The organism is Bordetella sputigena, from assembly GCF_965137885.1.
GTDB classification, from domain to species: Bacteria; Pseudomonadota; Gammaproteobacteria; order Burkholderiales; family Burkholderiaceae_B; genus Bordetella_C; species Bordetella_C sputigena.
In genome coordinates, this window is sequence record NZ_CBCSCA010000007.1 from 259727 (window position 1) to 280203 (window position 20477).

Below are 20477 nucleotides of genomic sequence, written 5' to 3' on the forward strand. Positions count from 1 at the left end.
GACCCGTCCCACGAAATTATTTGAGATTAGAAAGTACGTCCGGGCGATCATGCCGAAAAATACACTCATCGGCATTGCGACCATCCCGGAGCGTATGCCATGCCCTTCCAGTGGAATCCCGACATAGACCAGACCTATAACGACGATGCCGATCTGTCTTTACCTGGATCGCCCGGCGACTTCAACAAGTCGAGCGGGAAGTCGTTCACGATGGACGCCGAGAATCACACCCTGACCCTGGCAGTGACCACGACCCAGGATAGCTACACAATCTGGAGCGCCGACGTCCTTACGCCGTCGCATACCGTCATCTATGTCAAGGCCGGGACGCTGAAGTACGAAGTGCAACCGGACACGCAGCACGCGGTCATCCTCGATCTGGCGTCGGCGACCACGCTGGAGGTCAGCAACGGCGGTGTGTTCAGCCTCGCCGATACTCAGGTGGGCCAATTCGCGACGATAGGGGAAGATGTCGCGATCGCGGTCCTGGACAACGGCCTCATCGACATCGATAGCGTCCAATGCAGCATGGGCAGCGATGGACTCACGGCCGGCAGGGTCAACATCACCGTCAAGTCCCAGGCACGAATGGCGATCAACGCCGGAACGATCGCCATCGCCAACGGCGAAATGAACATAGCGGCGAGCCCCGTAAACGATGAGCCGGCGTTTACCCTGGCCACCCCGGCGAATGCGCAGAATCTGCTATCGCTGATAAACGTGAAAGCGTACTTCGTCGACACGTCCAGCGTAGTACTCAGCAGCCCGCGGCTGATTGTGGACAAGAACGAACGCGGCGGCACGCAGGTGCGGGTCGCCGATGCGGCGCAACTGGACGTCAAGTTCGACACCGGTACCTTCGGCGCATCGTCGTTTTTCCACATAGGCCGCAGCGGCTCGTCCGCCGCCATCCGCTTCGAGGGTTACACCCCCGGCGTGGCGCCCTTCGACTTCGAAAACAAGCGTTATCCGCAAGGCCTGTTCGACTTCGCTTCCGACGCCGGCGGCGCCTACGTGATCTATCTTCCCGGCAATGCCTTCGCCAAGCAATTCATGTTGAATGCGGGCGTCATCGCCATCGATGGCCAACCGCAGAATAATGACAATCGCCTGTTCTTCACCTACGACACCGGCGGCCGGGAAGGCTACACGACGATCAGGCTAAAGCCCTCGCGCTGACGCCGGCGCGACCATGAACCGCACGATGCCGTCGCCGTCCGTGCGGCGCGTCAGGGTGCCGTCGAAATACAGCGCGTGCAGATGTGCCAGGGACTCGCCCATGGCGAACGTCATCTGATGCAGGTCCAGCTTGCGCTTGAACAGCACCGGCACGATGTCGAATGCGCTGCGCGGTTCGGCGCAGGCATCAACGACCTCGGCCAGGCGATCGGCATGGTGGGCATGCTGCTGCGCGATACGTTCGTGCAAGCCCTTGAAGGGCCGGCCATGCGAAGGCAGCACCAGCGTATCGGCCGGCAGGCCGTCATAGCCATCCAGCGACCGCAGATACAGCGGCAGGGGGTTGGATTCGGGCTCGTAGTTGAAGACGCTGACGTTGGTGGAAATGCGCGGCAGCACCATATCGCCGGAAATCAGCACATTCAGCGCGGCGCAATAGAGCGAAGCATGCTCCGGCGCATGGCCGTAGCCGACGATGACGCGCCATTCGTGGCCGCCTATGCGAACGCGGTCACCGTCCATGATGCGCGTGAAGCGCGCCGGCATGCCGGGAACCAGATTGGGGTAGTAGCCCGCACGCTCGCGTATCTGCTGCTGCGCATCCGGGTCGACGAGGCCATGCCGCGCAAAGTGGGCGACGGCGTCATCGCCCCCCGCGCCGGCGCCGGCGCTGGTGGAGGCGCCGCCACGGGAAAACAAACAGGCGACGGCGTAGTCCGTATTCGTCATCCACAGCGGCGCGTTCCAGCGCCGGCAGATCCAGTCGGCCAGGCCGACGTGGTCCGGGTGCATGTGGGTGACCAGTACGCGCAACGCCGGCAGGCCGTCCAGCTGACGCTCGTAGATGTTTTCCCAGAGCGCTTTCACCTCGTCCCGGCTGATGCCGGTATCGACCACCGTCCAGCCCTCGCGCCCGTCGATCTCATCGCGCAGCAGCCAAAGATTGATGTGGTCCAGCGCAAAGGGCAGCGGCATGCGCACCCACCGCACGCCCGGAGCGACCTTCCGGGTGATGCCGGCTTCGGGCTGGCTATCGCCCCAGGGATACTCCAGTTTGTGCTCATTCGGGTTCATAACGGCTACTCCCAGCTTGACGGTGGCGTTCAGGCCATCATAATTGACGTTTACGTAAGCTGCCAACGCCATGCCGCCCGCCTCCTGGACCATCTCCGAACTCGCCCGCGAGTTCGACATTACGCCGCGCACGATCCGGTTCTACGAGGACCAGGGCATCGTCAGCCCGTCGCGGGAGGGCCGTAACCGCGTCTACGACGCCCGTGACCGCACGCGCCTGAAGCTGGCCCTGCGCGGCAAGCGGCTCGGCCTGCAGCTGTCGGAAATCCGCACCTTGATCGACATGTACGACGGCCCGGGCGACACCGAGGCGCAGCAGCTGCGGGAATACATGGCGGTGCTGACGCGCCATCGGGAGACGCTGGAGCGGCAGCGACAGGACATCGAGGACACCCTGGCCGAGATCACGGACCAGGAAGCCGAATGCCGCCGGTTGCTGGATAGCCGCGGCTGAGCCTCCGCCGCCAGGGCCCGGAAGACCGTAGAAATGCCGTATTGATCTAACGTTTACGTAAACGTAATATGAGCGGCGCAGCATGGCGGAATGCAGGCGCACATTCTTAGGAGACAAGCATGGACATCCCCGGCCTGAGTTTCGATCTGGGCGAAGACCTGGACCTTCTACGCGACAGCGTGCGCCGTTTTGCCCAGGCGGAGATCGCTCCGCGGGCCGCGGAAATCGACCGCAGCGACCAATTCCCCATGGACCTGTGGAAAAAGCTGGGCGACCTGGGCGTCCTGGGCATGACCGCGGGCGAAGCCTACGGCGGCGCCGGCATGGGCTACCTGGCGCACATGGTGGTGATGGAGGAAATCTCCCGCGCCAGCGCGTCGGTCGGCCTGTCCTACGGCGCCCACTCCAACCTGTGCGTCAACCAGATCCACCGCAATGGCAGCGAAGCACAAAAGCAGCGCTACCTGCCCAAGCTGATCTCCGGCGAACACGTCGGCGCCCTGGCGATGAGCGAGCCGGGCGCGGGCTCCGACGTCGTCAGCATGACGCTGCGCGCCGACAAAAAGGGCGACCGCTACGTGCTGAACGGCAGCAAGATGTGGATCACCAACGGTCCCGACGCCGATACCCTCGTGGTGTACGCCAAGACGGACCCCCAGGCCAAACAACGGGGCATCACCGCCTTTCTGGTGGAAAAAGGCTTTGCCGGATTCTCCGTCGCGCAAAAGCTGGACAAGCTGGGCATGCGCGGCAGCCACACCGGCGAACTCGTATTCCAGGACTGCGAAGTCCCGGAGGAAAACATCCTGGGCGAGCTCAACGGCGGCGTCAAAGTGCTGATGAGCGGCCTGGACTATGAACGCGCCGTCCTGGCCGGCGGGCCGCTGGGCATCATGCAGGCCGTGATGGATGTGGTGGTGCCGTATATCCACGACCGCAAGCAGTTCGGCCAGGCCATCGGCGAATTCCAGCTGATCCAGGGCAAGGTCGCCGATATGTACGCGGGCCTGCAGGCCTGCCGCGCCTTCTGCTACACGGTCGGCCGCAATCTCGATCGCCTGGGCGCGGCGCACGTGCGGCAGGTGCGCAAGGATTGCGCGGCGCTGATCCTGTACACCGCCGAAAAGGCCACCTGGATGGCCGGCGAAGGCGTGCAGATCCTGGGCGGTAACGGCTACATCAACGAATTCCCCACCGGGCGGCTGTGGCGCGACGCCAAGCTGTACGAGATCGGCGCCGGCACCAGCGAAATTCGCCGTATGCTGATCGGACGCGAACTCTTCAACGAGACCGCGTAAGCGGGGCGCGAGCGCCCGCTCCGTAACGCAGGCCAAACCAACCGGATTCACCCGACCTCATTCCCTACGCAACCACGCTGAACGAACCCGCGCCGCCGCCTGGCGGCGGCGCATCCATTACGGCGGCGCGGCCGCCTTGCTGAACAGGAGTCCATCATGTCCGATCCCATCGTCATCGTTTCCGTCGCCCGCACCCCCATGGGCGGCATGCTGGGCAGCCTGTCCAGCCTGGCCGCGCATGAGCTGGGTTCCGTCGTCATCAAGGCCGCCGTCGAACGCGCCGGGCTGAAACCCGAGCAGGTCGACGAAGTGTTGATGGGCAACGTGCTGCAGGCCGGCCAGGGCCAGGCGCCGGCTCGCCAGGCGGCCTTGGGCGCGGGCCTGCCGCAAGGCGTGGCGTGCACCACCGTGCACAAGGTCTGCGGTTCCGGCCTGAAGGCCGCCATGCTGGGCCATGACCTGCTGGCCGCGGGGTCGGCGCAGGTGGTGGTGGCCGGCGGCCAGGAAAGCATGAGCAACGCGCCCTACCTGCTGATGAAGGGCCGCCAGGGCTATCGCTACGGCCATTCCACCGTGTACGACCACATGGCCCTGGACGGCCTGGAAGACGCCTACCAGCGCGGCACCGCCATGGGCGTGTTCGCCGAAGACTGCGCCAAGCGCTTCGAATTCACGCGCGAAGAGCAGGATGCGTTTTCCACCGAATCGCTGCGGCGTGCCCGCACCGCCACCGAAGACGGCAGCTTCAAGTGGGAAATCGCGCCGGTGACGGTGGCGGGCCGCAAGGGCGACACCATCATCGATATAGACGAGGCACCCACCAAGGCCATGCCGGAGAAAATCCCCACCTTGAAGCCGGCCTTCAAGAAAGACGGCACGGTGACCGCGGCGGCCTCCGCGTCGATTTCCGATGGCGCCGCCGCCATGGTGCTGATGCGCCAGTCCACCGCGGAAAAACTCGGCGTGAAGCCGCTGGCGCGCATCGTCGGCCATGCCCAGCACTCGCAGGAACCGCAGTGGTTCACCACCGCGCCCATCGGCGCGCTGAAGAATCTGTTCCAGAAAACCGGCTGGCGCGCGGAAGACGTGGATCTCTACGAGGTGAACGAGGCTTTCGCGGTGGTCACGATGGGCGTGATGAAGGATCTCAATATTCCGCACAGCAAGGTCAATGTGCATGGCGGCGCCACGGCGCTGGGACATCCGATCGGCGCGTCCGGCGCGCGCCTGATGGCCACTCTGATCGGCGCGTTGCGCAAGAACGACCGCAAGCGCGGCGTCGCCACGCTGTGCATCGGCGGCGGCGAGGCCGTGGCCATGGCCATCGAGATGCTGTAAGGCGCGCGCGACGATGGCCATCATCGAATCGCGCATCAATACGCGCGCGCAGGACTTTCAGGATAATGCGCGCGCCATGCAAGCGCAGCTGGACGACCTGCGCGCGCAGATGGCGGCCGCCGCGCAGGGCGGCGGCGAAGCCGCCCGCGCCAAGCACGTCGCGCGCGGCAAGCTGCTGCCGCGCGAGCGCGTCGAACGGCTGCTCGATCCCGGCACGCCCTTCCTGGAACTGTCGCCGCTGGCGGCGCATGGCATGTACGACGGCGAAGCGCCGGCGGCCGGCCTGATCACCGGGATCGGCCGCGTGGCGGGCACCGAATGCGTCATCGTGTGCAACGACGCCACCGTGAAGGGCGGCACCTATTACCCGATGACGGTGAAGAAGCATCTGCGCGCACAGGAAATCGCGGCGCAGAACCGGCTGCCCTGCCTCTACCTGGTGGATTCGGGCGGCGCCAATCTGCCGCGCCAGGAAGACGTCTTTCCCGACCGCGACCACTTCGGCCGGATCTTCTACAACCAGGCCGTCATGTCGGCCGACGGCATCGCGCAGATCGCGGTGGTGATGGGATCATGCACGGCCGGCGGCGCCTACGTGCCCGCCATGAGCGACGAGTCCATCATCGTGCGCGACCAGGGCACCATCTTCCTCGGCGGCCCGCCGCTGGTAAAGGCGGCCACCGGCGAAGAAGTCAGCGCGGAAGACCTGGGCGGCGGCGACGTGCATACGCGGCTGTCCGGCGTGGCCGATCATCTGGCGGCGGACGACCACCACGCGCTGCGCCTGGCGCGCGACGCGGTGGCGCGCCTGAACCTGGACAAGCCGCGGCCGCTGGCGCTGCAGCCGGTACGCGAGCCGCGCTACGACCCGCAAGAATTGAACGGCATTATCCCGGCGGATACCCGCAAGCCCTACGACGTGCGCGAGGTCATCGCCCGCATCGTCGACGACTCGGCCTTCGATGAGTTCAAGGCGCGCTTCGGGCAGACCCTGGTCACCGGCTTCGCGCACGTGCACGGCATGCCGGTGGGGATCGTCGCCAACAACGGCATCCTGTTTTCCGAGTCGGCGCAGAAGGGCGCGCACTTCATCGAGTTGTGCGCGCAGCGGCGCATTCCGCTGGTGTTCCTGCAGAACATCACCGGCTTCATGGTGGGCCGCAAGTACGAGAACGAAGGCATCGCGCGCCACGGCGCCAAGATGGTCACGGCCGTCGCCACCGCCGCGGTGCCCAAGTTCACGGTCATCATCGGCGGCTCGTTCGGCGCCGGCAACTACGGCATGTGCGGGCGCGCGTATTCGCCGCGCCTGTTGTTCATGTGGCCCAACGCGCGTATTTCCGTCATGGGCGGAGAGCAGGCCGCCAGCGTACTGGCCACGGTGCGGCGCGACGGCATCCAGGCCAAGGGCGGCAGCTGGTCGGCCGAACAGGAAGAAGCCTTCAAGGCGCCCATACGCGAACAGTACGAGCGCGAAGGCCATCCCTACCACGCCACGGCGCGGCTGTGGGACGACGGCATCATCGCGCCCGCGGACACGCGCCGCGTGCTGGCCCTGGGTTTGTCGGCCGCCTTGAATGCGCCCATACCGGAAACGCGCTTCGGCGTGTTCCGCATGTAGATGTTTGTGATCGGGAGCCCGCGTGTTTTCAACTCTGCTTATCGCCAATCGCGGTGAAATCGCCTGCCGGGTGGCCGCGACCGCGCGCCGCCTGGGCATACGCACGGTGGCCGTGTATTCCGACGCCGACGCGGGCGCTGCCCACGTCGCGGCCTGCGACACGGCCGTGCGACTGGGGCCCGCCGAGCCGGCGGCCAGTTATCTGCGCGGCGACCTTATCCTGGCGGCCGCGCAAGCGACCGGCGCGCAGGCCATCCATCCCGGCTATGGCTTCCTGTCTGAAAACGCCGGCTTCGCGCGCGGCGTCGCCGCGGCCGGGCTGGTGTTCGTCGGTCCGCCGGCGGACGCCATCGCCGCCATGGGCAGCAAGTCGGCCGCCAAGCAGTTGATGGAAAAAGCCGGCGTTCCGCTGGTGCCGGGTTATCACGGCGACAACCAGGATGGCGATTTCCTGCGCCGACAGGCCGACGCCATCGGTTACCCGGTGCTGATCAAGGCCAGTGCGGGCGGCGGTGGCAAGGGCATGCGCATCGTGCGCGACGGTGCGGATTTCGCCGATGCGCTGGCGTCGTGCAGGCGCGAAGCGGCATCCAGCTTCGGCGACGATCGGGTACTGATCGAGCGCTATCTGCAGAAGCCGCGCCACATCGAAATCCAGGTATTCGCGGATGCACGGGGCGACTGCATCTATCTGTTCGAGCGCGATTGCTCGGTGCAACGGCGTCACCAGAAGGTGATCGAGGAAGCGCCCGCCCCCGGCATGACGGAAGAGCGTCGCCAGGCCATGGGCGAGGCCGCCGTGGCGGCCGCCCGCGCGGTGGGCTATGTGGGCGCCGGCACCGTCGAGTTCATCGCCGAGCCGGATGGCCGCTTCTACTTCATGGAAATGAATACGCGGCTGCAGGTCGAACATCCGGTGACGGAAATGATTACCGGCGTGGATCTGGTCGAGTGGCAGCTGCGCGTGGCGGCGGGCGAACCCTTGCCCGCCAGGCAGCAGGATCTGCGGCTGCGCGGCCATGCCATCGAGGCCCGGATCTATGCGGAAAATCCGGATACCGGTTTCCTGCCTTCGATCGGCACGCTGCAGTACCTGAATCTGCCCGCGCATAGCGCTTTCGCGCGGGGGACGGTGCGGGTGGACGGCGGCGTGCGGGCGGGCGACGACATCACGCCTTACTACGACCCGATGATCGCCAAGCTGATCGTGCATGGCGAGACCCGCGACGCGGCGCGCGTGCGCATGGCGCGGGCGCTGGCCCACGTGCGGGTGGTAGGGGTGCACACCAACACGGCTTTCCTGGGGCGGCTGATGCGGGACGAGGCCTTTGCCGCGGCGGATCTGGATACCGGGCTGATCGAACGGCGGCGCGACACGCTGCTGCCGGCGGCGCCCGCGGCGTCGACCGAAATACTGGCGCTGGCGACGGCCGCGCTACTGGCGCGCGAGGGTGTCCCCACGTCGCGGTCCGCGGCTGCGTCCGGCACCATGGGCAGGGCCGCGGCGGCATCCGGCGCGGCGTCCGGCGCTGCGCCGGATCCCTGGGACGTGCGCGATGGCTGGCGCGTGGATGGCCGCTACGAGCGCGTCATACGGTGGCTGGATCAGCCGGCCGGTGCCGCTGACGGGTCGCGCAGCGTGGTGCTGAAGCGCGACCCGGCCGGATGGTCCATCGACCTGGACGGCGAGATGCCGCTGCATACCGAGGCGACCGCCAACGGCGACACGGGACTAGCGTGGGATCTCCGGGTCGTCATGGGCGATCGGGAAATCCGCGGCACGGCGGTATGGTCCGGGGACAGCGTGCATATCTTTCACGATGGCGATGCCCGGCAGTTGCTGCTGGACGATCCGCTGGCGCGCGCCGGGCAGGACCATGGCGAGCACGGCGGCGACATGACGGCGCCCATGCCGGGCAAGATCATCTCCATCGGCGTGAGCGCCGGCGATACCGTCAGCAAGGGCCAGCCACTGCTGGTGATGGAAGCGATGAAGATGGAACACACCATCGCCGCCGCGGCGGACGGCGAAGTGGCCGAAGTGTTCTACGCCGTGGGCGACCAGGTTCCCGAAGGCGCCGCGCTTATCACGCTGAAATGAACACGGCGCGCATGATGCGCGCCGTGTTCACCGCTTGCGACGCCGTGGCTTAGCCCCGCATGGCGGCAATGACGCCGTCCAGGGTTTTCAGCATCAGGTCGATTTCCTGCTCGGTCACGTTCAGCGCCGGCATGAAGCGCAGGAGATTGGCGCGCGGGGCGTTCAGCAGCATCCCCTGCGGCTCCAGCTTGCGCGCCGCATCGACGATGGCCGGGCCATCGTCGCGGTCCATGATGAGCGCGCGCAGCAGGCCCGCGCCGCGCTCGCCCCGCATGCCCCACTTGGCGGAAAGCTTCAACAGGCCTTCGGACAGCTGGCGGCCGCGCGCCTGCACCGTATCCAGGAAACCCGGCGCGTTCAGCACGTCGAACACCGCGACGCCCACGGCGGTCATCAGCGGGTTGCCGTTATAGGTGCCGCCCTGTTCGCCATGCGAAAACACGCTGACGTCCTGGCGCGCCAGCAGGGCGGCCAGCGGGACGCCGCCGCCGATCCCCTTGCCGAGCGTCATGATGTCCGGCGTGATGCCGAATTGCTGGTAGGCGAACATGGTGCCGCAGCGGCCCATGCCCGTCTGCACCTCATCGACGATCAGCAGGATGCCGTGCTGATCCGCCAGCTTGCGCAGGCCCTGCATGAACTCCGGCGTGGCGGGAATGACACCGCCTTCGCCCTGCACCGGCTCCAGCATGATGGCGACGGTTTGCGCATCGATCAGCTTGTGCACGGAATCCAGGTCGTTCAGGTTGGCCTTGGGGAAACCATCCACCTGCGGCGCGAACATGGTGCCCCAGCCGGGCTTGCCCGACGCCGACATGGTCGCCAGCGTGCGGCCATGGAAGCTGTGGTCCATGGTGATGATCTTGTAGGCGCCGTTGCGGTTGACCTTGCCCCACTTGCGCGCCAGCTTGATGGCGCCTTCGTTGGCTTCCGCGCCGCTGTTGGCGAAGAAGACGCGATCGAACACCGACGCCTGCGTCAGGCGTTGGGCCAGTTGCAGCGACGGCTCGTTGTAGTAGGCGGGCGAAGGATTGATCAGCTTGGCGCCCTGCTCATTCAGCGCGCGGAGCATCTCGGGGGAGCCATGGCCCAGGCAGTTCACCGCCCAGCCCTGGATGAAGTCCAGGTATCGCTTGCCCGCGTTGTCCTCCAGCCAGGATCCCTGTCCTCGCACGAACACCAGGTCCGGGCGGGAAGTGATCTCCATGAGGGTGTTGACGTTGTACTGGCTGAATTCCATGGTTGTTCCTGGTTGAAGGAAGGAAAAATCTTGCGCCGCCGGGGAATATCAACGGGCAAGAGGCTAAATTTATCACCCCGATGCGGCGGGACAGGTATCGGGGGCCGATGAATTTGCGGTGTAGCGGTAAAAAAGCATCATCGGCCCGCGGCCGGCGGCGGTCGTTCCTCCGTCAATTCTGTATACAAAATTTGTGTATTGGCGTTAAATTCCCTTTCTCACAGCGCCCGGAGCCTTCCAATGTCCCCCATCGCCATGCGCCCTCGCGGCGAACGCATACTGCGCTGGGCCGACGCCCTGGCGCGGCATTCCGATCATCCCGAGCATCTGACTTGCGCCTACATGACCCCGGCGCATCGCGCCGTCGCCGGTTTGCTGGAAACCTGGATGCGCGAGGCCGGCTTCGACGAAGTGCGGCACGACGCGGTGGGCAATGTCATCGGCCGCTATCGCGCCGCGCCGGGACAGCAGCCGGCCCGGCTCGTGGCGACGGGCAGCCATTACGACACCGTCCGCAACGGCGGCCGCTACGACGGACGCCTGGGCATACTGCTGCCCATCGCCATCGTCGCCGACCTGCACGCCCAAGGGCGCCGCCTGACCTTCGACTTCGAGGTCGTCGGCTTCGCGGAAGAAGAAGGGTTGCGCTTCGGCAGTACCTTTCTGGGTTCGTCCGCCTATGTCGGCCGTTTCGACGCGTCCGCGCTGGACCGTGCGGACGCGCAAGGCATCACGATGCGCGAGGCGCTGCGCGCCGCCGGCTTCGACCCGGCCTTGCTCGACGAGCCGCCGGGCGGCCGTGGCGGCGCGCGCGGCGCGGCGGGGCTCGCGCATTATTTCGAGGTGCATATCGAACAAGGCCCGGTACTGCTGCAACGCGGCCTGGCGATAGGCGTGGTCAGCGCGATCGCGGGCGGCGTCCGGCGGCTGCTGACGCTGGAGGGCCAGGCCGGCCACGCGGGCACCACTCCCATGGATATGCGCCACGATGCGGCCTGCGCGGCCGCGGAAATCGTATTGGCCGTGGAACGGCGCTGCGCGCGCGGCGACGGGCTGGTGGGGACCGTGGGCAAGCTGGAAGTGCCTGACGGTTCGGTCAATGTCATCCCCGGCTGCTGCCGGCTGTCGCTGGACGTGCGGGCGCCCGACGATGCCACGCGGGACGCGGCGCTGGCCGACCTGGAAACGGAGATCGGCGCGATCTGCGCGCGGCGCGGCGTCCGGCATTCGATGGAAGAGATCATGCGCGTGCCGGCGACGCCCTGCGCGGGGCCTCAACGTTCCCTATGGTCGGCGGCGATCGCCGCCCACGGCGTGCCGGTGCATGAGCTGCCTTCCGGCGCGGGCCACGACGCCATGATGGTCGCCAAGGCGGCGCCGGTCAGCATGCTGTTCGTACGCTGCGGGAATGGCGGGATCAGCCACAATCCGCTGGAGACCGTGACGGAGCAGGATGTCCAGTTGGCGGCGCAGGTGACCGAGACTTTCCTGCTGGGCCTGGACCGGACTTTGACGGGGAACTAGAACGCACGGAGCGCAACGCGTGGCGCTTGCATCAAGCGCCGCGGCTATACGCTCAGGCCGCCGCGCCGCCGTCGGCCAGCAACTCCGCCAGCGTCAAGGCCACCACCTTGGTCGCCTTGCGCAGGTCCTCCAAACGCAGGTTCTCATCGGCATTGTGGCCGCCCGCCTCCATCAAGGTACGCGGCCCGGCGCCATACAGCACGGTAGGGATGCCACGCTGCGTGTAATGCCGCGCATCGGTATAGAGCGGCACGCCATGCACCGGAATCTCCGCGCCCATGATGGCCGCGGCATGCCGGCGCAACGGCTCGATCAGCCGTTCGGCTCCCGGCAGACGCGCCAATGGCTGCGCCAGCATAATGCGCCGCACGGTCGCGACACAGCCGGGCCGCCGGGCCATGGCGGCATCGACGATGCGGCGCAATTCGCCTTCCGCATCGTGGCCGGCTTCCTCCGGAATCATGCGGCGGTCGATGCGAAAGGTGACGCGATCGGGCACCACATTGGTATTGATCCCGCCTTGTATCAACCCGACGTTCAGCGTCGGCGCCCCGATGCCCGGCGTCGCGGACCGACGGCCCGCCAATTCGGCGCGAAAGTCATACAGCGCCCGCAGCACATGGGTCGCGGCCTCCAGCGCGTCGGCCCCGGTCTCCGGCATGGCGGCATGCGCCTGGCGTCCCTGCACGGACACCTCCACATGCAGGCAGCCGTTGTGGGCCGAGGTGATCGCATAGCCGAAACCCGCGGACAGCGCATAGTCCGGCCGGCTGTATCCCTGGTCGAGCAGCCAGCGCGGACCGATCTCGCCACCGACTTCCTCGTCGAAGGTGAAGTGCAGCTCCACCGCGCCGCGCAGCGCGGCGCCGTCCCGCTGCGCCTGCCGCAGCGCGAGCAAGGCCCACGTATAGGTCGCGAAATCGGATTTGGACACCGCGACGCCGCGGCCGTACATCACCGGCCCGTGCCGCGGATCATGTTCGATCTGCCCGCCGTAGGGATCGCGCCGCCAACCCTCGCCCGGCGGCACCACGTCGCCATGCGCATTCAGCGCGATCACCGGACCGCCCGGCCCGAAGCGATGGCGCACGATCAGGTTCACCGCCGACTGCATGCCGTTGCCGCGCACCAGCTCATCCGGAACCGCGTAGTGTTCGACGTCCAGCGCCAGTTCGCGCAGAAGGACACCGGCGCGCTGCGCGATAGCCGCGCAATCGCCCGGCGGATTATCGGAAGGCACGCGAATCAGCTCGCGCAGAAAAGCGACCTGCTGCTCGTGCTGGTCGTCGATGAAGGAAATCAGCGTGGCGGTGTCGGACATCATGCCGCCCACTCTAATGCATGTAAATTTTGTATGCAATCTATGTTGCCGAAAATTGGTTAGACTGGCGTTTGCCGCGGCGACCGCGACCGGAGAACGGCCGTGATCGCGCCCTTCACCATGCCCGCAATCGCCGCCGCGGGCAGTGCGCCTCCTTCCACGACCTCGCCCCCATGCCCGCATCGACCGCCGCCGACATCAGCACCGAGCACATCGCCCGCGATATTGCGTCGGCCATCATCGCCCATCGCTTGCCGCCCGGCACCCGTCTGCGCGAGGAAGCGCTGGCGCGGGCCTATGGCGTCAGCCGGACCAAGATCCGCGCGGCGCTGCTGATGCTGTCCAAGGACAAGCTGATCCGCACCGTGCCCGACAAAGGGGCCTTCGTCAGCAAGCCCAGCGCGGCGGAGGCGCGCGAAATCTTCGCCGTGCGCCGCATCCTGGAAACCGCCATGGCCCGCGAATTCATCGCCCGCGCCAAGCCGGCGGATTTCAAGCGCATCGAGCAGCACCTGAAGCAGGAGCGCAAGGCGGTGGCCGGAGGAGACGTACAACTGCGCAATCGGCTGCTGGGCGATTTCCACATCCTGCTGGCCGAGGTCGCCGGCAACACCGTGCTGACCGAAATGCTGCGCGAGCTGTCCGCGCGCAGCGCCATCATCACCGTGCTGTACCAATCCACCATGGACGCCGCCTGCTCGTCCGACGAGCACCATGCCTTTCTGGAAGCCGCCCGCAAGGGCGACGCCGAGCGCGCCTGCCGGTTGATGGTCGAGCATTTGGACCACGTCGAACAGGGCCTCGACTTCCAGGCCGAGGCGGGCGGGGACAGCGACCTGGTGGCCGCGCTGCTGACCTGAAGGCCGCGCGGCCCCGGCATCGGCGGTCGACATGCCATGCAACCCGCCCGGCCGGCAGGCGCCCGCCGGGCGATGGCCGCCGCAGCGGGTCCGTGCACGAATCCGTGCGCGGGATAGTACGCCGCGGCACCAAGGCGGCGCGATCCGTGGCCCGCGCGTCACCCGGCCAGTCCCGTTCATCCCCGAATTGCAAAAAAAGCTGTTCTGTCACAGCGTTATTTCATAGTATTTCCAAACGTAGTCTTCCAAAGACAAACCCCGGGGGAGGGACCGCGCCGAGCGGCGCGGTAGGCCGCGTCTTCCCATCGGTACTCCACTTCTAGGGGCCGTGGCGCTCGGCGCCCGGCGTGGCATGGCGGCCGCCGGCCCGAATACGCTCGGAAATACCATGGAACAAGCCCAGACCATCGCGGATCTGTCGCAGTGGATCGGCAAGATCACCAGCGGCAAGATCCGCGATATCAAGGAAATCACGCTGGAGACCCGCCTCTTGGGGCTGAACGCCGCCATCGAGGCATCGCACGTAGGCGAGGCGGGGCGCGGCTTCGCCATCGTCGCCGGCCGTGTGCGGGAAGTGTCCGAGCGGGTCGAAGCCCTGGCCAACTCGCTGCAGAGCGAGCTGCGCCAGCTGGGCGAAAGCGTCACGCACGAGTTGCGCCGCAGCCGCGGCCAGCGCCTGGCGGACCTGGCGCTGAATGCCATCGAAACCATAGACCGCAATCTGTACGAACGCACCTGCGACGTGCGCTGGTGGGCCGCCGACACCGCCGTCACGGCGGCATTGTGCGAGCCTGGCGCCGACACCGCGCGCCACGCCGCCGAGCGGCTCGGCATCATCCTGGACACCTACACCGTCTACCTGGATATCTGGATCGTCGACCCGGCCGGCCGCGTGTTGTGCAACGGCCGGCCCGACGTCTATCCGGATGCGGCGAACAGGAACGTGGCTTCCACCGTGTGGTTCCGCCAGGCCATGGCCAGCAGCGGTCCGGAGGAATACGCCAGCTGCGATATTGAGTGCGTGCCGGCGCTGGGCGGCGCCCAGGCGGCCATCTATGCCGCCGGCGTCTACGAAGCCGGCGCGAATGGCGGGCCGGCCGGCGTGCTTGCCGTCTTCTTCGACTGGCGCAAGCAGGCGGCCGGCGTGCTGGCCAATGTGCGCCTGGCACCGGAGCCGGGGCGAGCGGTGCGCTGCATGATCGTCGATGCGCGCCAACGCATCATCGCCAGCTCCGACGGCAAAGGCCTGCTGACCGACCGCTTCGAACTGCGCGCGGCCGAAGGACAAGCCAGCGGGTACTACGCCGATGGCGATAGCTTGTGCGGCTATGCGCGCACGCCCGGGTATGAGACGTATCCGGGCATGGGGTGGCACGGGGTCGTGGTGGACAGGCCGGCATAGCGGCGGATCGGCCGGAGCGCCCGCCGGCGCAGGCCGCTGACGTAATTTCCCAACAGTCGTGGAACGGCGCGCGGAAGCATCCCGTACGCCCGCGCCGCGCATCCATTTGGTGCGTCCGTGCACCGCATGGGTGCCGACGCCGCGGATTTCGCGCCTTCGTCGCCCCATACGCGCCCGGACCGCCTGGGCCGGCTAAATGGCACGCATTTTGCATACCGTTTTGTATACCGTTTTAGTGTGCAAACAAGCCGTGCCGCCCGGCATGGATTCCGGAGAAGCCAATGAACCGTAGACATCTTCTGCTGACGCTGTGCGCCGCCGCCACCTTCCTGGGCGCCGGCACCGCCAGCGCCGACGCCCTGCAGAACATCCAGAAGGCGGGAACCATACGCATCGCGGTCCCGCAGGACTTCCCGCCCTTCGGTTCGGTCGGCCCGGACTTGAAGCCGGTCGGCTACGACATCGATACCGCCAAGCTGATCGCCAGCCGCCTGAACGTCACCGTGGAACTGGTGCCGGTCACCAGCGCCAACCGCATCGCCTACCTGCAGACCGGCAAGGTCGACCTGGTGATCTCCAGCATGGGCAAGAATGCGGAACGCGAAAAAGTCATCGACTTCTCCGCGGCCTACGCACCCTTCTTCAACGGCGTGTTCGGCCCTGCCAATATAAAGGCCAGCAAGCCCGAAGACCTGGACGGCAAGACCGTCGGCGTCACGCGCGGCGCGGTCGAAGATATCGAACTGAGCAAGATCGCGCCAGCCGGCGCCACCATCAAGCGCTACGAAGACAACAACGGCACCATCTCGGCCTTCCTGTCCGGCCAGGTGCAACTGATCGCCACCGGCAACGTCGTCGCCGCGGCCATCCTCGCCAAGAACCCGCCGAAGAAACCCGAGACGAAATTCCTGATCAAGAACTCGCCCTGCTTCATCGGCCTGAACAAGAACGAACCGGCGCTGCAGGCCAAAGTGGACGCGATCCTGGCCGAAGCCAAGAAGGACGGCTCGCTCAACGCCATTTCGCGCAAATGGCTGGGCGCCGATCTGCCCGCGGGGCTATAGCCGTCCATGGCCTACCGCTTCGATTTCCTGGCGGTCGCCGATTACGCCCCGGTCCTGTGGAAGGGCCTGGGCGTGACGGTCGAATTGATCGCGGTCGGCGCGGTGGCGGGCGTGGCCATCGGCATCGCCGGCGCGTGGGCCAGCACCCAAGGTCCACGCTGGACGCGCCCGCCGGTCGCGGCCTATGTCGAGCTGATCCGCAACACGCCATTCCTGATCCAGCTGTTCTTCATCTTCTTCGGCCTGCCTTCCCTGGGCGTGCAGCTCGGCGAGATGCAAGCCGCCTGCCTGGCGATGGCGATCAACCTCGGCGCCTATAGCACCGAGATCATCCGCGCCGGGATCGACGCGACGCCGCGCGGCCAGTATGAAGCGGGCATGAGCCTGGCGATGAGCCGCATGCAGGTATTCCGCCACGTTGTGCTGCGGCCGGCGCTGGCGCGCATCTGGCCCGCGCTGTCGTCGCAGATCGTCATCGTGATGCTGGGTTCCGCCGTGTGCTCGCAGATCGCGGCGGAAGACCTGTCCTTCGCGGCGAACTTCATCCAGTCGCGCAACTTCCGGCCCTTCGAGGTCTATATCGTCACCACGGTGATCTATCTGCTGCTGGCGATCGCGCTGCGGCAGATCCTGCGGTCGGCGGGTCGGCGCATGTTCGGCGGGAGCGCGCGATGATCGAGTTTTCGCTGTGGGACATCGTGCGCAACCTGCTGCTGGCGGCGCGCTGGACCGTGGTGCTGGCGGCGGTCGCCTTCGCGGGCGGCGCCATCCTGGGCCTGTGCGTGTTGATGATGCGCACGGCGCGCGCGCCATGGCCGCGCCGTATCGCCTGGGCCTATATCGAGCTGTTCCAGGGCACGCCGCTGCTGATGCAGTTGTTCCTGGCCTTCTTCGGCCTGTCGCTGGCCGGCGTGGACGTGCCGGCCTGGCTGGCCGCGGGCACCGCACTGGTTTTATGGTCGGCCGCCTTCCTGGCCGAGATCTGGCGCGGCTGCGTCGACGCCATTCCGCGCGGCCAATGGGAAGCCTCGTCCAGCCTGGCAATGGGCTACGCGCAGCAGATGCGCCACGTCATCCTGCCGCAAGCCTTGCGCATCGCGGTGGCGCCGACGGTGGGTTTCACGGTGCAGATCGTCAAGAGCACGGCGCTGACTTCCATCATCGGCTTCACCGAACTCTCCAAGGCCAGCACCATCATTACCAACGCCACCTTCAACCCCTTCACGGTCTACGCGGTGGCCGCGCTCATTTATTTCGTCCTGTGCTGGCCGCTATCGCGCGCCAGCAAAACGCTGGAAAGGAAGCTGCATGCCGCTCATCGCCCTTGAAGACATACGCAAAAGCTTCGGGTCCAATGAAGTGCTGAAGGGCGTCACGCTGCGCGTGGAGCCCGGCGAGGTCGTCGCCATCATCGGCAAGAGCGGCTCGGGCAAGAGCACGCTGCTACGCTGCATCAACGGCCTGGAAACGATAGACCACGGATCCATCATGGTGGCCGATGCGCAGCTGGTGAACGACGACCTGCACCTGCGCGCATTGCGCCTGAAGGTCGGCATGATCTTCCAGCAATTCAACCTGTTCCCGCACCTGAGCGCCGGGCGCAACGTCATGCTGTCGCCCATGGTCACGCGCAAGATGCCGGAAGCGGAAGCCGCCGTGCTGGCGCGGCTGATGCTGGAACGCGTCGGGCTGGGGCACAAGTTCGATGCCTGGCCCGATCAGTTGTCCGGCGGCCAGCAGCAGCGCGTGGCCATTGCCCGCGCGCTGGCCATGCAGCCCATCGCGCTGCTGTGCGATGAGATCACATCCGCGCTCGATCCCGAACTGGTCAACGAAGTACTGTCCGTCGTGCGCGAACTCGCCGCCGAAGGCATGACGCTGATCATGGTGACGCACGAGATGCGCTTCGCGCGCGAAGTCTGCGATCGGGTGGTGTTCATGCACGAAGGACGCGTGCATGAAACCGGGGATCCCGAAACGGTGTTCGGCAATCCCCGCACGCCGGAACTGCGCCATTTCCTGGGACTGGGAAGCTAGCGCATCGGCATCGCCGGCAACGTCGGCGTCAGCGGCTGAGTCCGCGCGCGGCGATCGGCCAGAGGCCTTCCACCACGCCGCCGCGCATCGCCACCAGGGTGTCGTGCAGATTGAAGGTCGGATCGCAATGGGACGGCACCAGCAGCAGCTTGGCGCCGAGCTCCGGCGCGGCAGCCCCAGCCGCCACGCGAACGACGCCATGCTCGTCGTTCGCGGCCACGTACGTCAGGCCGGGTCGTTCATGCAGCCGCGGCAGCCCGCATTCGATCGTGGTCGACTTCAGGCCCGCGTCGAGCACGATGCGATCGGCCGACGGCGTGCTCATCACGGTGCTGAGCAGGAAAAGGCTATTGCGCAAGCGCAGCTCGCCCGCCCATTCGTTGTCGCCGTAGTCCACATCCATGAAGGGATAGGTGCCGGCCTGCAACTCCGTGTAGACGCGCCCCGGCGCATCGAATTCCGCCGTACCCGTGCCGGACCCGGTGATGATGGGGCAGGCATAGTCATGCTCAGCCAGTATGCGCGCGCACTCCTTGGCGCGGGCGGCGGCTTCCCGGCATGCCGCCGCGCGTTCGGCATGGCCGCGGCGGTGCTGCAAGGAACCGTGATACGCCTGCAGCCCGGCGAAGCGCAGCCCGGGCAGGCTTTCGATGCGGCGCGCCAGCTCCAGCGCGGCCGTGGGCGAGGACACACCGCAGCGGCCCTGGCCGATATCCAGCTCAACCAGCACATCGATACGCGCGTCGTGCCGCGCCGCCGCGCGCGACAGGTCCGCGACATTGTCGACGTTGTCGACGCACACGCTGATCCTGGCCTGCCTGGCCAACGCCGCCAGCAGATCGAGCTTGGAAGCGCCGACTACCTCATTACTGATGTGGATATCGCGGATGCCGGCAGCCACGAAAGGCAGCGCTTCGCTGACCTTCTGCACGCACACGCCACGCGCGCCCAGCGCGGCCTGACGCAATGCGACCTCGGGACATTTGTGCGCCTTGGCATGCGGGCGCAGCGCGACCTTGCAGCGGTCGGCCCAATCCTGCATGGCGCGCAGATTGTGCTCGAAGGCGTCCAGGTCCAGCACCAGGCTGGGCGTGTCCACCTGCTCTAGCGTATCGCCGATGCGCGCCGGCGGCGCAAGCTCCGGCACCGGCATCGCCCTGCCGCTCATATCCAACTCGGTATTGTCCAAACGGTTCTCCTATACCCTTCCAGATACACCCCGGCCCGGGATGCAAAAGCCTGACTACCTGCTGAAATATATGTCTATTTCCGCGATCGGCGCGTTACGTCGGTCGCCTATACATAACATCGACGCCGGCCGGTTGCCCCGGAACTTGAATAAGCGTAAAGTGAATTCATGTTTGCTGGTTTGCCGATAAGCGGGCCGACTGGGCAAACTGGCCTAAATGCTGCGCCCTATGTTCGATATCCTGGTCTATCTTTTTGAAAATTACTACACGCCGCAAGCCTGTCCCGCGGCGGATGTACTGGCGAAACGCCTGGCAGCGGCGGGCTTCGAACACGAAGACATCGACGATGCGCTAGGCTGGCTGTATGGCCTGGCCGAGACCACCGAACGCTGCGTCGATCTGGCCCAGCAGCCTGCCACCGGCACGCGCATCTACACCGACAGCGAATACCGCCAACTGGGCAGCGAAGCCATCGGTTTCATCACCTTCCTGGAATCCGCCGGCGTCCTGCCCGCGCCGCTGCGCGAGATCGTCATCGACCGCGCCCTGGCCGCGCCGGAATCGCCGGTGCCCCTGTCCAAGCTGAAGATTACCGCGCTCATGGTGCTGTGGAGCCAGGAAGCGGACATCGATAATCTCGTGCTGGAGGAACTGCTGGACGACGAAGGCGACGTCCGCTGCCTGCATTGACCCCATCGGCGTCAGCTTGACCCGTTACCATGCCGGCCTTCGGGCCGGTTTTGCTTGGGTGTTTACCTCGGCGCCCGCCGTGGT

The 20477-nt window shown here is 66.5% G+C and carries 18 protein-coding genes; 14 read left to right on the plus strand and 4 right to left on the minus strand.

The features are described from left to right. The first annotated feature begins 99 nt into the window (after nucleotides 1-99). Nucleotides 100-1179, plus strand: coding sequence for a hypothetical protein (locus ACNA0R_RS15895; RefSeq protein ID WP_415826987.1), 1080 nt, complete (start codon nucleotides 100-102; stop codon nucleotides 1177-1179). Here the strand turns inward: ACNA0R_RS15895 and ACNA0R_RS15900 are convergent. Then, entirely contained in the window at nucleotides 1162-2253 is a 1092-nt protein-coding gene (locus tag ACNA0R_RS15900; RefSeq protein WP_415827062.1) for an MBL fold metallo-hydrolase, read from the minus strand. The two genes, ACNA0R_RS15895 and ACNA0R_RS15900, sit on opposite strands and share 18 nt — an antisense overlap. Before the next feature lie 70 nt (nucleotides 2254-2323). Here ACNA0R_RS15900 and ACNA0R_RS15905 point away from each other — a divergent pair, with 70 nt between their 5' ends. The 5 genes from ACNA0R_RS15905 to ACNA0R_RS15925 all read left to right on the plus strand — a co-directional run bounded on the left by ACNA0R_RS15905 (nucleotide 2324) and on the right by ACNA0R_RS15925 (nucleotide 9065). Continuing rightward, the gene (locus ACNA0R_RS15905) at nucleotides 2324-2707 is read left to right on the plus strand and encodes a MerR family transcriptional regulator (RefSeq protein WP_415826988.1); all 384 of its coding nucleotides are present in this window, start codon (nucleotides 2324-2326) and stop codon (nucleotides 2705-2707) included. A 119-nt stretch (nucleotides 2708-2826) separates the two neighbouring features. Then, on the plus strand, nucleotides 2827-4005 hold the full coding sequence (locus ACNA0R_RS15910) for an isovaleryl-CoA dehydrogenase (RefSeq protein WP_415826989.1): 1179 nt from the start codon (nucleotides 2827-2829) through the stop codon (nucleotides 4003-4005). A 156-nt stretch (nucleotides 4006-4161) separates the two neighbouring features. Next, nucleotides 4162-5343 carry an acetyl-CoA C-acyltransferase gene (locus ACNA0R_RS15915; protein WP_415826990.1) on the plus strand — a complete coding sequence of 394 codons (1182 nt, stop codon included), beginning with the start codon at nucleotides 4162-4164 and terminating at the stop codon, nucleotides 5341-5343. A 13-nt stretch (nucleotides 5344-5356) separates the two neighbouring features. Continuing rightward, the gene (locus tag ACNA0R_RS15920) at nucleotides 5357-6964 is read left to right on the plus strand and encodes a carboxyl transferase domain-containing protein (RefSeq protein ID WP_415826991.1); all 1608 of its coding nucleotides are present in this window, start codon (nucleotides 5357-5359) and stop codon (nucleotides 6962-6964) included. 22 nt (nucleotides 6965-6986) lie between these two features. Continuing rightward, nucleotides 6987-9065 (plus strand): acetyl/propionyl/methylcrotonyl-CoA carboxylase subunit alpha, encoded by a 2079-nt coding sequence (locus ACNA0R_RS15925; RefSeq protein WP_415826992.1) that lies wholly within the window; start codon nucleotides 6987-6989, stop codon nucleotides 9063-9065. Between the two features lie 49 nt (nucleotides 9066-9114). On the opposite strand, the gene ACNA0R_RS15930 is transcribed toward ACNA0R_RS15925, so the two are convergent. Continuing rightward, on the minus strand, nucleotides 9115-10305 hold the full coding sequence (locus ACNA0R_RS15930; RefSeq protein WP_415826993.1) for an acetylornithine transaminase: 1191 nt from the start codon (nucleotides 10303-10305) through the stop codon (nucleotides 9115-9117). Nucleotides 10306-10545: 240 nt separating this feature from the next. On the opposite strand from ACNA0R_RS15930, the gene ACNA0R_RS15935 reads away from it, so the two are divergent. Further along, on the plus strand, nucleotides 10546-11829 hold the full coding sequence (locus ACNA0R_RS15935; protein WP_415826994.1) for an allantoate amidohydrolase: 1284 nt from the start codon (nucleotides 10546-10548) through the stop codon (nucleotides 11827-11829). A gap of 52 nt (nucleotides 11830-11881) precedes the next feature. Here the strand turns inward: ACNA0R_RS15935 and ACNA0R_RS15940 are convergent, their stop codons facing one another. After that, on the minus strand, nucleotides 11882-13153 hold the full coding sequence (locus tag ACNA0R_RS15940; protein ID WP_415826995.1) for a M20/M25/M40 family metallo-hydrolase: 1272 nt from the start codon (nucleotides 13151-13153) through the stop codon (nucleotides 11882-11884). Nucleotides 13154-13323: 170 nt separating this feature from the next. Between ACNA0R_RS15940 and ACNA0R_RS15945 the strand changes: the two genes are divergently transcribed. The 6 genes from ACNA0R_RS15945 (at nucleotide 13324) to ACNA0R_RS15970 (ending at nucleotide 18513) form a co-directional block, all read left to right on the plus strand. Further along, nucleotides 13324-14010, plus strand: a complete 687-nt coding sequence (locus tag ACNA0R_RS15945; RefSeq protein WP_415826996.1) for a GntR family transcriptional regulator — start codon at nucleotides 13324-13326, stop codon at nucleotides 14008-14010. Between the two features lie 352 nt (nucleotides 14011-14362). Continuing rightward, complete coding sequence (locus ACNA0R_RS15950; protein WP_415826997.1) at nucleotides 14363-15412, plus strand: methyl-accepting chemotaxis protein; 1050 nt, start codon at nucleotides 14363-14365, stop codon at nucleotides 15410-15412. Nucleotides 15413-15693: 281 nt separating this feature from the next. Beyond that, complete coding sequence (locus ACNA0R_RS15955; protein ID WP_415826998.1) at nucleotides 15694-16476, plus strand: transporter substrate-binding domain-containing protein; 783 nt, start codon at nucleotides 15694-15696, stop codon at nucleotides 16474-16476. Nucleotides 16477-16482: 6 nt separating this feature from the next. Further along, the gene (locus ACNA0R_RS15960; RefSeq protein ID WP_415826999.1) at nucleotides 16483-17151 is read left to right on the plus strand and encodes an amino acid ABC transporter permease; all 669 of its coding nucleotides are present in this window, start codon (nucleotides 16483-16485) and stop codon (nucleotides 17149-17151) included. After that, nucleotides 17148-17804, plus strand: coding sequence for an amino acid ABC transporter permease (locus tag ACNA0R_RS15965; protein ID WP_415827000.1), 657 nt, complete (start codon nucleotides 17148-17150; stop codon nucleotides 17802-17804). Before ACNA0R_RS15960 ends, ACNA0R_RS15965 begins: the two co-directional genes overlap by 4 nt. Then, entirely contained in the window at nucleotides 17785-18513 is a 729-nt protein-coding gene (locus tag ACNA0R_RS15970; protein ID WP_415827001.1) for an amino acid ABC transporter ATP-binding protein, read from the plus strand. The genes ACNA0R_RS15965 and ACNA0R_RS15970 overlap by 20 nt, the downstream gene beginning before the upstream one ends. Before the next feature lie 28 nt (nucleotides 18514-18541). On the opposite strand, the gene ACNA0R_RS15975 is transcribed toward ACNA0R_RS15970, so the two are convergent. After that, nucleotides 18542-19681, minus strand: coding sequence for a DSD1 family PLP-dependent enzyme (locus ACNA0R_RS15975; protein WP_415827063.1), 1140 nt, complete (start codon nucleotides 19679-19681; stop codon nucleotides 18542-18544). Nucleotides 19682-19931: 250 nt separating this feature from the next. On the opposite strand from ACNA0R_RS15975, the gene ACNA0R_RS15980 reads away from it, so the two are divergent. Then, a complete protein-coding gene (locus tag ACNA0R_RS15980) occupies nucleotides 19932-20393 on the plus strand; it encodes a Smg family protein (protein WP_086062682.1) in 462 nt (153 codons plus the stop codon). Nucleotides 20394-20477 lie beyond the last annotated feature (84 nt).

Coding starts and splice junctions, on each gene's coding strand:
- ACNA0R_RS15895 (WP_415826987.1), top strand. CDS start 100: ATGCCCTTCCAGTGGAATCCCGACATAGACCAGACCTATAACGACGAT.
- ACNA0R_RS15900 (WP_415827062.1), bottom strand. CDS start 2,253: ATGAACCCGAATGAGCACAAACTGGAGTATCCCTGGGGCGATAGCCAG.
- ACNA0R_RS15905 (WP_415826988.1), top strand. CDS start 2,324: ATGCCGCCCGCCTCCTGGACCATCTCCGAACTCGCCCGCGAGTTCGAC.
- ACNA0R_RS15910 (WP_415826989.1), top strand. CDS start 2,827: ATGGACATCCCCGGCCTGAGTTTCGATCTGGGCGAAGACCTGGACCTT.
- ACNA0R_RS15915 (WP_415826990.1), top strand. CDS start 4,162: ATGTCCGATCCCATCGTCATCGTTTCCGTCGCCCGCACCCCCATGGGC.
- ACNA0R_RS15920 (WP_415826991.1), top strand. CDS start 5,357: ATGGCCATCATCGAATCGCGCATCAATACGCGCGCGCAGGACTTTCAG.
- ACNA0R_RS15930 (WP_415826993.1), bottom strand. CDS start 10,305: ATGGAATTCAGCCAGTACAACGTCAACACCCTCATGGAGATCACTTCC.
- ACNA0R_RS15935 (WP_415826994.1), top strand. CDS start 10,546: ATGTCCCCCATCGCCATGCGCCCTCGCGGCGAACGCATACTGCGCTGG.
- ACNA0R_RS15940 (WP_415826995.1), bottom strand. CDS start 13,153: ATGATGTCCGACACCGCCACGCTGATTTCCTTCATCGACGACCAGCAC.
- ACNA0R_RS15945 (WP_415826996.1), top strand. CDS start 13,324: ATGCCCGCATCGACCGCCGCCGACATCAGCACCGAGCACATCGCCCGC.
- ACNA0R_RS15950 (WP_415826997.1), top strand. CDS start 14,363: ATGGCGGCCGCCGGCCCGAATACGCTCGGAAATACCATGGAACAAGCC.
- ACNA0R_RS15955 (WP_415826998.1), top strand. CDS start 15,694: ATGAACCGTAGACATCTTCTGCTGACGCTGTGCGCCGCCGCCACCTTC.
- ACNA0R_RS15960 (WP_415826999.1), top strand. CDS start 16,483: ATGGCCTACCGCTTCGATTTCCTGGCGGTCGCCGATTACGCCCCGGTC.
- ACNA0R_RS15965 (WP_415827000.1), top strand. CDS start 17,148: ATGATCGAGTTTTCGCTGTGGGACATCGTGCGCAACCTGCTGCTGGCG.
- ACNA0R_RS15970 (WP_415827001.1), top strand. CDS start 17,785: ATGCCGCTCATCGCCCTTGAAGACATACGCAAAAGCTTCGGGTCCAAT.
- ACNA0R_RS15975 (WP_415827063.1), bottom strand. CDS start 19,681: ATGAGCGGCAGGGCGATGCCGGTGCCGGAGCTTGCGCCGCCGGCGCGC.
- ACNA0R_RS15980 (WP_086062682.1), top strand. CDS start 19,932: ATGTTCGATATCCTGGTCTATCTTTTTGAAAATTACTACACGCCGCAA.